At 43.3% G+C, this 12,839-nt stretch carries 10 protein-coding genes and 1 pseudogene; 5 read left to right on the forward strand and 6 right to left on the reverse strand.

Going from position 1 to position 12,839, the window contains the following annotated elements; genetic code table 11:
- Positions 1-74: 74 nt before the first annotated feature.
- From V5G28_RS34545 to V5G28_RS34555, 3 genes are all read left to right on the forward strand, one after another.
- Positions 75-734 (forward strand): SDR family oxidoreductase, encoded by a 660-nt coding sequence (locus V5G28_RS34545; protein ID WP_096561226.1) that lies wholly within the window; start codon positions 75-77, stop codon positions 732-734.
- Positions 735-879: 145 nt separating this feature from the next.
- Entirely contained in the window at positions 880-1,551 is a 672-nt protein-coding gene (locus V5G28_RS34550; protein WP_332996286.1) for a glycoside hydrolase family 24 protein, read from the forward strand.
- Between the two features lie 541 nt (positions 1,552-2,092).
- The gene (locus V5G28_RS34555) at positions 2,093-2,332 is read left to right on the forward strand and encodes a hypothetical protein (protein WP_332996057.1); all 240 of its coding nucleotides are present in this window, start codon (positions 2,093-2,095) and stop codon (positions 2,330-2,332) included.
- A gap of 167 nt (positions 2,333-2,499) precedes the next feature.
- Here V5G28_RS34555 and menH read toward each other — a convergent pair whose 3' ends face one another.
- Both menH and V5G28_RS34565 read right to left on the reverse strand, forming a co-directional pair.
- Positions 2,500-3,342, reverse strand: coding sequence for a 2-succinyl-6-hydroxy-2,4-cyclohexadiene-1-carboxylate synthase (gene menH, locus V5G28_RS34560; RefSeq protein ID WP_332996059.1), 843 nt, complete (start codon positions 3,340-3,342; stop codon positions 2,500-2,502).
- An 84-nt stretch (positions 3,343-3,426) separates the two neighbouring features.
- Positions 3,427-3,827: pseudogene (locus V5G28_RS34565) on the reverse strand (metal-sensing transcriptional repressor).
- A gap of 301 nt (positions 3,828-4,128) precedes the next feature.
- Between V5G28_RS34565 and V5G28_RS34570 the strand changes: the two are divergent.
- A complete protein-coding gene (locus tag V5G28_RS34570; protein ID WP_332996061.1) occupies positions 4,129-5,343 on the forward strand; it encodes an HhoA/HhoB/HtrA family serine endopeptidase in 1,215 nt (404 codons plus the stop codon).
- Between the two features lie 321 nt (positions 5,344-5,664).
- Here V5G28_RS34570 and V5G28_RS34575 read toward each other — a convergent pair whose 3' ends face one another.
- The 4 genes from V5G28_RS34575 to V5G28_RS34590 all read right to left on the reverse strand — a co-directional run bounded on the left by V5G28_RS34575 (position 5,665) and on the right by V5G28_RS34590 (position 10,975).
- The gene (locus tag V5G28_RS34575) at positions 5,665-7,068 is read right to left on the reverse strand and encodes a hypothetical protein (protein ID WP_332996063.1); all 1,404 of its coding nucleotides are present in this window, start codon (positions 7,066-7,068) and stop codon (positions 5,665-5,667) included.
- A gap of 249 nt (positions 7,069-7,317) precedes the next feature.
- Positions 7,318-7,653, reverse strand: a complete 336-nt coding sequence (locus V5G28_RS34580) for a hypothetical protein (protein WP_332996065.1) — start codon at positions 7,651-7,653, stop codon at positions 7,318-7,320.
- A 119-nt stretch (positions 7,654-7,772) separates the two neighbouring features.
- Positions 7,773-10,805: a CHAT domain-containing protein gene (locus V5G28_RS34585; RefSeq protein WP_332996067.1), complete on the reverse strand. Its 3,033-nt coding sequence runs from the start codon at positions 10,803-10,805 to the stop codon at positions 7,773-7,775.
- Positions 10,793-10,975 (reverse strand): hypothetical protein, encoded by a 183-nt coding sequence (locus V5G28_RS34590; RefSeq protein WP_336231539.1) that lies wholly within the window; start codon positions 10,973-10,975, stop codon positions 10,793-10,795. Before V5G28_RS34590 ends, V5G28_RS34585 begins: the two co-directional genes overlap by 13 nt.
- An 804-nt stretch (positions 10,976-11,779) precedes the next feature.
- Between V5G28_RS34590 and V5G28_RS34595 the strand changes: the two genes are divergently transcribed.
- Complete coding sequence (locus V5G28_RS34595; RefSeq protein WP_332996071.1) at positions 11,780-12,640, forward strand: DUF4351 domain-containing protein; 861 nt, start codon at positions 11,780-11,782, stop codon at positions 12,638-12,640.
- Positions 12,641-12,839: the final 199 nt, after the last annotated feature.

The following is a 12,839-nucleotide window of genomic DNA, read 5'->3' on the forward strand; positions in this document are numbered from 1 at the left end:
TCATCTAATCTCTACATAATCTCTACAATAGAAAACTGAAAAACAGATACTAGTTTTCTAGGATAGCGCTTATTATGAAAGCATTAGTAGCAGGGGCAACAGGTGAGACAGGTCGCCGAATAGTACAAGAGCTGATAGCGCGGAATATTCCCGTTCGTGCCTTAGTGCGGGATGTACAGCAAGCAAGGAGTATTTTGCCAGCGGACGCCGAGTTGGTGCAGGGCGATGTGTTAAAACCAGAAAGCATAACTGCTGCTTTGGGAGACAGCACAGTACTACTGTGTGCCACTGGCGCAAAACCAAGCTTTGACCCGACCGGACCTTATAAAGTGGATTATGAAGGAACTAAAAATTTGGTAGATGCAGCAAAGGCAAAGGGAATTGAGCATTTTGTCTTTGTTTCTTCTTTGGCTGCTTCTCAATTGTTCCATCCACTGAACTTGTTCTGGCTGATTTTGGTTTGGAAAAAACAAGCTGAGGAGTACCTCCAGAAAAGCGGTCTGAACTATACTATTGTGCGACCAGGTGGTTTAAAAAATGAAGATAACTCCAACTCAATTGTGATGCAAAGCGCTGATACATTGTTTGATGGCAGTATTCCCCGGCAAAAAGTCGCCCAGGTTTGCGTTGAGGCATTGTTTGAGCCAGCAGCCAAAAATAAAATTGTAGAGATTGTTGCGAAGGAAAACACTCCCGCGAAAAGCTTTGGAGAACTTTTTGCGAATGTCGCCTAAGTTAAGTACTGGGTACTGAGTTAAAAGTTAATAGTATAATAACTATTGACTTTTGACTCATTTTGTGAAAATTTCCTGAATGAGTGCGTCGAACACTGTTGTTATATTTTGATGACAATAGCAGGTAACTGTAAGGAGTCGGACTCTGAAAAAAGGCTTAGAACGCAAAGGCGGCGTTGAAGAACTCATAGGACCAATAGCCGCACTTCTTGGCTTGGTATGTTTGTTGCAGTGGTATGTCTTTGGAGATTTGCGATCGCATTCTGATCCCACCTTTGGCAACAAACAGCCTCCCTTAGTTATGAAAGGGGGCGATCCTTACATCCGCGCTTTAATGCGAACTATCTCAGCCAGTGAAGCAAGTAGTTTTCGTCCTTATTCAGTGTTGTATGGTGGACGCCACGTTGACAACCTCAGCCGCCATCCTCAGGTATGCGTCACCATTGTCACAGGTCCCAACAAGGGAAATTGTTCTACAGCTGCTGGCAGGTATCAAATCATTAATACTACCTGGTATAATCTAGCTCCTCGCTATCACCCAAAGCCAGGACAATTTATGTTTTGGGTTTCTTATAGTTTTGAAGCAGAGTATCAAGACGCAGTGGTTTACCGGTGGCTGAGCGATCGCCAATTCTGGGGAACTGATATTTCTCAACAACTGCGCCAAGGAAAGTTACAAGAAGTTTTGCGGCGGCTGTCTCCTACTTGGACAAGTTTGGGATATGGTATTGAAACTAATTCTGTGACTCGATCTTTACCACAGATTTATCAGAAAATTTTGCAAGAAGAATTAAAGGCGGCTGGAAAATCACTGTGAGGAATGCAGTAGGCATTTCTATCGCAGTCCGCCCTTGGATTTGTGAAATACCTCCCCCAAGTCTTCCTTGTCTTCGGGAGCATCCCAAATGTTTGAGTTTATTTTAAAACGCAAAGGGTCGCAGAGGTTGGCGCAGCGAAAAGTTCTGCAGGAGGTGAGACCAGTGCTGCAGGAGGGTTTCCCTCCGTAGGCAACTGGCTCTCCCGTTGGGGTTTCCCGACCTAGGAAACTTTTCAAGACAAAGGAACACAGAGTGTGAATCAGAGCTACTTTGTTTTGCGTTTTGAAAAAATTGGGATGCTCCCTTGTCTTCCCTTTTTCACAAAATCAAAGAGGATTGCTATATGTGTCGGCTGTCCTCATCATTTTCTCCAATATCTGCCAACCCATGACATTAGTCCTACTCAAGATTCCTACGAAAGTCATGTCGGGTTTATGACTTCCATACCTGTTGTATGACAGAGTGAATTTCTATCTTAGATATTAAGTCGGCTAAAAATTGCACCGACTGAATCTAAGATAATTGAAAGGAGATTTATTGATGAAACGCATTATCGCAGGTACAATGCTTGCTCTACCATTAGCTATTGCCTCGATACCAACACAGGCATCGGCATTCGAGGTTATCGTAAACCCTCGCGTTCACACAGTTCCAACCAAAGCCGTAGTTGCTAGGCGAATTCAACGGCAGCGGTTTGAACGCCAGAGGTGGGTTCCTGGACGTTGGGAGAGAAGACAGAACCGTCGGGTATGGGTTCCTGGTCATTATGAGCGTTACTAGGAGCAAACTGAGCTCAACTTGACCGATTTTTAGTTAACTTAGGGGATGTATGAAGGGTGCAAATACCTGGTTAGAGGCAATGCCCACATTAACTCTAACCAACTTTCCCGTCAACTTTAGCGAAGGCAGACAACTTTAAGCTAAGCAAGTATGAAATCAAGCTTTAATTATAATTCTATCAAACATTTAAAAGATTCTACCTCAACGAAAAATCTTCTAAGATTTTCAACAAATGACTTGACATTCTCAAAATGAATATTATGTCCAGAACTGTTAATAACTTTTAGCAGGCAATATTTACAATTTTTAGTCATTTTTGTATTTAAATCTATAAATTTTTCATCATACTCTCCTGCTAATAAAAGCAAAGGATTTTTATTCTCCTTCAGTTTTGTCCATAAAGAATGTTGAGATCCAGTCCCCATTAATCGCAGTGATTTCGCTAATTGAATGGGATTATTTTGCAAACGAACTTCTATAATGTGCTGAAATTGGGAATGGTTTTTGATACAGCCAAAAATAGGCTGATTGTACCAGTTGGATAGAAAAACAGCAAAATCATTCTTATTAACACTTCTTTCTAATTTCCTGGCTATTTGCTCATCACGTTTCACTCGTTCTACTCGTTCTGCTTCTGTAAACAAACCAGGAGAAGCTGATTCTAAAAGAACTTTAGAAAAACGGTGAGGAAAATGTAGGGTGAGGTATAAAGCTAACCTCCCTCCCATCGAATAACCAACCAATAAGCATTTGGTAATTTTTAAATCGTCTAGTAAATTGATTATGGCATGGGCAGTGTTTGGCATTGTATAACACTCATCACCACCTAAAACTTTGGTTTCTCCATGTCCAGGAAGGTCAACTGCCAGACAGTAAAATTCATGAGACAGTAATGAGATAGCTTGATCAAATTCATGGCTGTTACCCATGAATCCGTGTAAAAAAAGAATCAGTGGTTTATCTGGATTGCCACTGAAAGAATAGTGAAATTGATAATTTTCAATCATCATATTTAGTTTAGAAAGGGTGTGCTTTGCATATATTTACGAAATTAACTCCTGTTTTTTGAAAAATGCAAATTGCACACAAGTCCCCTAGGGTAAAAACCTATCCAATGCCGCTTTAAGTTGTTCCAGTTCAACTTCAATATCGCCTCTTTTGCCGCTCTAGCAATACACTCTGTTAAATGTTCATCTAGGACAATTCGCGCCACCCGATCCAGCGCTCCCCGCACTGCGGCAATTTGGAGTAATACATCAGGACAAGGACTACTTTGCTGCACCATTGTTTTGATGCCGCGAATGTGCCCTTCTATACGTGACAGCCGATTCTACTATTCGCCGCAAAGACTCTTCGCTATGAACGTGAGAATGAACCAACTCTTCAGGGTTATGAATATGCTGTGTATTGTGTTTATCTGTATCGTTAAGAGTAGATCCTTATCCTGTTTAGAAGTAGGTAAGGACTGTTTTGTTAATCGGTTCGATCCAGTCATAGGTTTTTAGAGGTGCTGCCAGTAAATAAGATCCTAGCCTAGACAAGAGAGGAGGGGATGGGGGGATGGGGGGCTTTGGGGTTCCCTTTTTAATACTGAGTAATTAATTTACATAAAAATTTCTTGAAGATGTGAGTAAATTAATAAATAAATGACTTTATGAGGATTAGGTAGAAGAAACGAAACCTGGAGCAATTAGCTAACGTCAATCGACAGTAGTTCTCATCGAACCTGCAAAAATAGCTATAGAGAGATTTTTCACGATTAAACAACAATTAGGCTGAAACATTAGGTTGTGGTTATGCGATCCAAACTACCCCGATCAATCCGCCAACTAAGTACTCATGTGTTAGCCATAATTTTGGGAGTTTTGCTAACTGTTGGCACTTTGCGAGTCTCACCCTCCCAAGCAGAACCTGCACCAAGTTCCGTGGCTGCTGAATCTGCACAACTCGTTGCCCAGAGGCCATCACCAGCGACTGCTGCTATTGGTAGTAGTAGCTTTGTTACAGCAGCAGTCAATCGCGTTGGTTCAGCAGTCGTCAGGATAGATACTGAACGCACAATTACCCGACGAGTCGCCGATCCATTCTTTGACGACCCCGTTTTCCGGCGGTTTTTTGGTAACGGTTTCCAGGGGCAATTGCCTCCTGAGCAATTACGCGGTCTTGGCTCTGGTTTTATTATTGATAAGAGTGGATTAATTCTGACTAATGCCCATGTGGTGGACAAGGCTGATAAGGTGACAGTCCGCCTTAAGGATGGACGCAGCTTTGAAGGAAAGGTACAAGGCGCGGATGAAGTGACGGATTTGGCAGTGGTCAAAATTAATGCTGGTGCTGATTTACCAGTTGCACCCTTGGGTTCTTCAAATAATGTACAGGTGGGTGACTGGGCGATCGCAGTCGGTAACCCTTTAGGATTAGATAACACCGTCACCCTAGGAATTGTCAGCACCCTCAGACGTTCTAGTGCCGAAGTTCGTATTCCCGACAAGCGCTTAGAGTTCATTCAAACTGATGCCGCTATCAACCCCGGTAACTCTGGTGGACCACTCTTGAACGGTCAAGGTGAAGTCATTGGAATTAACACAGCCATTCGTGGCGACGCGATGGGTATTGGGTTTGCCATTCCCATAGATAAAGCTAAAACAGTCGCAGCCAAACTAGAACGAGGAGAAAAAATCGCTCACCCATTCATTGGTGTGCAAATGGAAGAGTTAACACCCGAACTGGCAAGGCAATTCAACTCTAACCCGAATTCTCCTATTCAATTACCAGAAATTAATGGTGTTTTGGTCAGGCAAGTGGTACCCAACTCTCCAGCAGCAGCAGCAGGTATACGTCCGGGAGATGTGATTGTTCAGGTTGATGGACAACGCATCACTAAGGGCACACACTTGCTTGATATTGTGGAAGCTAGCCGTGTTGGTCAGGAGTTGCAGTTGAAAGTGCAGAGGGGTAACCGGACACAACAGCTATCAGTACGCACTGCTCAAATGCAAAATGCTTCATAAAAATCTTGCAATTTGATAGAAACCCAGTTTCTTTTATTGAGCTGTTTCGCCGTAAGCCTCCCACTGTACTCGGTACTACGAATGTCAGTGGTGATATATAAAGCGGGTAATCAGGTTGCAACCCCTAACCTATGCGCTTCCGTCGGCTGGCGCGGGAATGGGATCAGCAACCTCGATTACCTATCTCTATCTTCGGTAGTCGGTCAATCCAATCTTCTACGAAACAGGAGGGGTAATGCATGAATGACCCGCAAAACATCTTGCTTGGGCAATAATTAACCCTCCACTTATTAGCACTTTGGAAATTTACCATTACCAAACCTAATTCTTTCGTTGAGTCCAACGCCAAGCCAGCCAGCCAAAAAGCAAGGTAGCAGCAAAACTCCAAAACAACGATGTCACTATGAGATGCGGCGGTTTGTTAAAAGATATTGTCATTGGTTTGTCAATATGTTGTGTGACAACCCCAGAGACGATCGCACCCCCACCTAACCCCACACCCACGATTTGGATAGTGTTTTCTAAAGAGCGATCGCGTTCGGCTTGTTCTATTTCTACTATGCCGCGAATTGAGGATATAGCTTGCTCTAACAACGTAGAACCGTGGCGGAAATATCCCAAATCAGCTTGAATTTGTTTTTGGAAAAAAGGAGAATTGTCCTGACTGAAAGTTTTGAAAAACGCCAATTCACCATTTTCAATTATACCACTTATTTGTTGCAATCGTTCTGAATAATTAGACTCATTTATGGCAATTGTATTTTGATAATCTTCTAAATTTCGCAGCAAACGAGTATACTTCAAAGCTAATTGCGGTAATTCTTTCAACTTGTTTTTTAAGTCTTTTAATTCGCTTGTTGTCACCTCATCGTTTTCACCTTTTTTGGGCAACTTATCAATTGCGTCTTCTATCTCTTTATAAGCTGAAGCAACATCGTGATAAGTGATGCGACTGTCTTGATAAGCTTTGATAATTTTGGTGCGAAAGAAGAACAAGTCTAACAATTCTTGATAACATAGATTTAAATTCTCATCTGCCTTGCTATCACGGAATAACCAGATGAGGACGTGTTGGTAGTTAGTTAACTGGCTAAATAAGCCATATTCAAAAATCGGACTTCCAAATAACTCACCTTGACGATGAAAAGGCGGACGTTGAGATACATTAGGAAAAACTGCTTCCAGACACTCTTGAGCAATTTGATAAAGATATTTTTCATCTTTAGCCCCTGTTAGCCAAGCAGTTATTAATAAAGTTTGTCCGAGAAAGAATTTGTTTTTTTCTAAGGTGAAACAATTATTTGGATTTAACTTGCTCAAGAGAGCAATATCGACATCTTCCGTTGGTGTAATTCCATCATCTTCTTTTTCTGGACGACGTAAATTGAGCCACAAACCGTAGCTATCAAGAAGTCGCAAGGGATAAGCAAAGCCTTTGATGACGACTTGTTGTTTGTCAAAGGAGATTTTACCCTCTGTATCTACAGCATAATTATCATCTTTGACTTCTGAGTCTTTGAGCAAATCAACGCGGGGACTTTCCGTTTCTTTGTGAATATCTATGCGCCGACTCAAATGTAAATCTTGATGTAAAGTGGAGTGGACTATTTTATCAGCAACTTGCCACAGTTGAATATCATCAGCTTGCACAGAAGTGGAATCTACATTTGCACCCTTGTAAAGCTGAAAAGCGAAGAGGTGAATATTAGGAGCATAGATTTTCATGTAAGGTTTTGGTACTTAGTTTTTGATATTTTCTCTCTTCTCGTTCCCTTCTCGTTCCCTTCTCGTTCCCTTCTCGTTCCCTTCTCGTTCCCTTCTCGTTCCCTTCTCGTTCCCATGCTCTGCATGGGAATGCATTCTGTGAGGCTCCGCCTCCAGTTTATCAGTTTTGAGGCAGAGCCTCAAACCATGCGTTCCCAGCCGGAGGCTAGGAACGAGAAGCCGGAGGCTGGGAACGAGGAACGAGAAACTCTATTTTTGCTCATCTCCCTTCTTTCTTTCTTGTAATTTTTGCACTTCCTCTTGCAAAACTCGGTAACGATTTTCCAGAGTGTTTTCTTGGCTTTGCGGTTTCGTCTTCGCAACTTTACTAATTTCTCGTTCTTCAACCAGCATGGCATCTATCACAGATTTATGATTTTTGTACCACTGACTAATCACTTCTACAATTGCTTCTGAGGTAAGATTTTCTATCGCAGCAAGATTTTTTTGCAGTGTCGGTAAATCGGCGATCGCATCGTCAGAAAACACATAATCTTGTTCTCTCACGACTTGGGTAAAGGCTTCGATGATCTTATCTGGTTCCATAGTTTTTACCTGTTTGAGATTTTGGATTATTTTTCTCGGTTGTATCCTTCATACAACCTGATTATGAATAAGGAAATACTCCCCCTCTCTGCTTGCGGAGAGGGGGTTGGGGGGTGAGGTTATTCTCCAATTGCACAAAAAGCTGCCCAAAAACCCGCCTGCTCAAATGGTTTATGTTCTGGGTTATAGTTTTCTAATCTCTCTTTTACTTTCTGTTTTTGTTCAGCATCCATATCTGTTTTACCATCAAGCCATTGCAGTAACTCTTCTTGGGTGACTCGACGAAACCACTCCTGTGCAGAGTTAAGAGCAATTGGCACATTGTGAGTTAAAGTTTGCAGGTTTTCATAAAATTTAATCATTAACAAAGCCGTGGAAAAGTCATCGACAGCCCATAAACTACTGACGATACTCGCTGCACCGGCGCGGATAAACCCACTGGGTAAACCAATATATTCATCACTGGTATTGAAACCGTCAACTAAGCCTGTTTCGCAAGCGGAAAGCGTGACAAGACGACAGTTAGGTAAATTTAATTGAAAGATATTTTCTAAGGTAAGACATTTTTTTAAATCAATTCCGGCGTCTTCAGAAACTCGCAAATAGCGGGAGATTTCTGCATCTTCTGGGAGAGGAGAAATCTCAGAAGCTGCTAACTGTAAAGCGGATTTTTCAGGAAGGTTAAAATTGAAGTAGCCGTGACAAGAAAAATGCAGCCAGTTTGCATCGCGGAAATATTCGGCGGTTGGTGATTCTGTCAAAGCTTGTGCTGTCGCTTCATTCTTTTTCAGGATTTGGCGTGGGTGAAATGCTGCAGCAATTGTCTCGATTTCGATGTCGGTGAATTCTAAATTATCTGTCGGGTTTTGAATGGCGAATAGGTGGCGGAATTGCGAGTTAGATAATGTTTTGCCTTTGTTTTGAGTCACCCGCCAAAGTTGACAACTGGGGGCGTATCCTACTCCCTGGGGGAATAATTCCAGGAGACACGATTCCTGTATGGGTAAAGCATGGAGAGGGAATAGGTGCAGGTAACGATGGGGTATTAAAATAACTTTCTTGCACTCTTGTGGAACAACAGAAAGAATTTCTTGTATATGTAAAATCTCAGCAAGTTGACTGAGTTTATCATTCAGGCAATATCGCCAGTGCTTTTTGTTATCAGAGTAAAGCTGGAGATATTCATCTCTCCAATTTTCTAACTTTTCTAAGTCTTGAAGTTGCGACTGCCAAATTTCAGGTTGTTCCTTGTGGCAGGTGATAATGAAAGCACGAAAACAATTGTCAAAGATGTAGAATTGGACGATCGCACTTTCCTTATCTAGCAGGTTGTAAATTTCGTCATAGCGGATGGGGTTCAAGCCGATAATTCTTGTGATCAGTTGTTCTCGCTGTTGACGCAACTTATTCAGCAAGCCATGATCGCTATCTTGGAGATTGGATTTTTCTGCTTGTTCTATACGGCGCTTTTCTTGTTCGATGTCTTGCTGTAACTGTTGGAATTGATTTTTCAATTCTTCAGAAATTGCGAGTTTGGGATACAAGTCAGGGGTGAACAGCAGTTCCACCAAGTTACGGGTTTTGCTACGCTCAATATATTCGATTGCTTCGGTAGATTTTTTCAACTCCAGACAAACTTCTACCATGCAGCGGTAAATTCGATTAAAGTATTCTGCTTGCTTGCGTTTGCTTTCATCGCCAGAAACAATTTCCCCCCGCAACAACTCCGCTGTTTCAATAGCAGATTTAAAAGTTGTGTAAGCGTCAGTGAACCTTTGTACATCTTGGTAAGCAATACCCAGGTTGAATGATGTCTCAGCATGGTTTTGCGGGAAGGCGTCTTTGGTTCTAACGGACAATGCATTCGTGTAAGATGCGATCGCCATTTCTATATTCTGTGCTTTCTCCCCCAATATTCTGTCAGCGTAAGCAGCCGCCAGATTATTTTGCGTTGTCGCCCAATCTTGGGGAAACGCTTCGCGGGTTCTAACGGACAAAGCATTCGTGTAAGATGCGATCGCCATTTCTATATTCTGTGCTTTCTCCCCCAATATTCTGTTACGGTAAGCAGCCGCCAGATTATTTTGCGTTGTCGCCCAATCTTGGGGAAACGCTTCGCGGGTTCTAACGGACAAAGCATTCGTGTAAGATGCGATCGCCATTTCTATATTCTGTGCTTTCTCCCCCAATATTCTGTTACGGTAAGCAGTCCCCAGATTATTTTGCGTTGTCGCCCAATCTTGGGGAAACGCTTCGCGGGTTCTAACGGACAAAGCATTCGTGTAAGATGCGATCGCCATTTCTATATTCTGTGCTTTCTCCCCCAATATTCTGTTACGGTAAGCAAGCCCCAGATTATTTTGCGTTGTCGCCCAATCTTGGGGAAACGCTTCGCGGGTTCTAACGGACAAAGCATTCGTGTAAGATGCGATCGCCATTTCTATATTCTGTGCTTTCTCCCCCAATATTCTGTCAGCGTAAGCAAGCCCCAGATTATTTTGCGTCATCGCCCAATCTTGGGGAAACGCTTGGCGGGTGTGAACGGACAAAGCATTCGTGTAAGATGCGATCGCCATTTCTATATTCTGTGCTTTCTCCCCCAATATTCTGTCAGAGTAAGCAGCCGCCAGATTATTTTGCGTCATCGCCCATTGTTGGGGAAACGCTTGGCGGGTGAACACGGTTAACACGGCTTCATAACCAGCAATAGCAATTTCCATGTTGCTGGCTTTGTCACCCAAGGGGAATTGCTGAATGAGATTACTAAAATTGACAATATCTACGGCGATGGATTGTGCTACATCTGTCTCCACTTCCGCCAGCTTATTTGTCGCCCAACGCCGCAAGACTTCTGCTAAAACAAGATTGAGATATTCTATGTTTTCTGCCAGCAAGGGGTAAAGTACCTGCGCATCACCCTTGCTTTCTGCTGTTGCTTGCAGCACCGTCATCAAAAATTGCAGATGCGCTTGTAACGCCTCTCCATCAGCGGTAAGGGGATAATTCTCCCCCCTCTCTGCTTGCGGAGAGGAGCCAGCGCCGTGCGGGGGTTCCCCCCGTTGAGGCGACTGGCGTGGGGGTTGGGGGGTGAGGTTCAACGCTTCCCTCAACTGATTTGCCAAATTTCTCAACCAATTCCCTATTCCCCACATTTTCCTACCCCCTGTAGTGAGAATTTCTCCGCCACAGCTTCCAGCATGAGCAAGAATTCAGCATCAAGTAAATCAAGGTTCGCCTGTAAAACCTCTGGTTCTTCCCCACTCGGACAATTCAGCAGTCTTTCAATCAAGTTGAGATAAGCTTGCTGGCGCTGTTCGTTCATCAGTAGGCGCGGGTGTGAGATATCAATATTATGATGCTTCAAGAGTATTGCCCGCAATTACGGAAATATACGCCTGTTGCATTCATGACTTACATCTCACCCCGCCCTTACAGACACCCCTGCTCCAAATTGGGAGACGGGACGAGGGCATAGGTGTCTAAGGCAAGAACCTTGTCATTAAGTTACATCACGGCTTTATACTTACCACCCCGAAGCTGCTTCACCCCACCCCGGCTTTGGCTAACGCCAAAACCGCCCCTCCCCTTAACAAGGGGAGGGGATTAAGGGGTGGGGTAATCAACGTGGAATAAACATTTGAACGTGATTGTTGACACGTATGGCTTCTAGCCCGTCCTATAAACTGGGGGAACTAGATGCCATTGGTCTCAACTTAAGCCAAACCCTTCTAAAATCTCGTTTCCAGGTGGAACCTGGAAATGCAATTGAAGCGGCTAGTAACGCAAGTAAGGCAGGCAGAGCCTCCCAGTAGGCATTCTCAGCCTGAGGCTGGGAACGAGGCAAACGCCAAAACCGCCCCTCCCCTTGTTAAGGGGAGGGAATTAAGGGGTGGGGTAAATCAACGTGGAATAAACGTTTTAACGTGATTGTTAACACGCATGGCTTCTAGCCCGTCCCATAAACTGGGGGAACCAGATGCCCACCCCACTCTCATTAGATAATTTATTTGTTGAAATATTCTTTACGACCAATTGCGCTGTTGTGAAGCTGACTTTATCTGCGCACACCTTCTCCATTATTCATAGAATAGCATAAAATCCACATTTTTTTGTAAGCAATTTCCCCTTGAGTTACGACAACACCTGCAAATACCTTGCCGAAAACTACCCAGCCGATTTTGCCAGATGGTTACTCTCATCTGACACCTCAGATATCGAAGTCCTGAAAACAGAACTCAACCTAGAACCAATTCGCGCTGATGCAGTCACCTTCCTGCAAATCTCCAACCAAATCCTGCATCTAGAGTTTCAAACTTCACCAAAATCCACACCGCCACTCGACTTTCGCATGCTTGATTACTACACAAGATTGAAACGACAATACTGGTGTGACATTGAGCAAGTGTTGATTTTCTTACAAGCCACATCCTCAGAAATTGTCTTTAACACTGAATATGTGGACAGAAAAACCAGACACGAGTATCGAGTGATTCGTCTGTGGGAAGAAGATCCAACACCACTGCTAGCTAACCCCGCACTCCTTCCACTGGCGACATTGGCGAGAACCGACTCACCCCAAGACTTATTAGAACAAGTCGCCGCTGCTGTCGATATGATTGAGGAAAGAGATGAACGACAGAATATATCAGCTTGCGTACAGGTTTTAGCTGGTTTGAGGTTTCCAAAAAATTTGATTACACAGCTATTTAGAGAGGAAGTTATGCAAGAATCTGTAATTTATCAAGACATTTTGCAAAAGGGATTGCAGCAGGGAGAACAAAGAGGTCTACAAAAAGGAGAGGTAGCGGTGATACTGCGTCTTTTAATACGTCGGTTTGGTGCAATTGAACCAGAGATAGAACAGCAGATTCAGAGTTTATCCATTACTCAGTTAGACGAGTTAGCTGAGGCGCTATTAGATTTCTCTAGTCCAAGCGATTTAGTCAATTACCTGGTGAATATCTCCCCAGCGCAACCGAACCAATAAGATAAGGGACTTCCAAATTAAAAAGTATCCAATTTTTTCTTGTGGGATGGGCTTTGCGCCCGTCCTATTAACAGGGCGGGCAGGATGCCCACCCCACTCATATTGAATAATTTATTTTTTGGAAGTACCTAAAGCGAGTCGTACTCAGGCGATCGCCACGCCTAACACCACTCAACTACAATAAAGAAAGATAGACTTT

Origin of the sequence: Scytonema sp. PRP1 (assembly GCF_036697665.2) — a bacterium.
Classification (GTDB): Bacteria; Cyanobacteriota; Cyanobacteriia; order Cyanobacteriales; family Nostocaceae; genus Kalymmatonema; species Kalymmatonema gypsitolerans.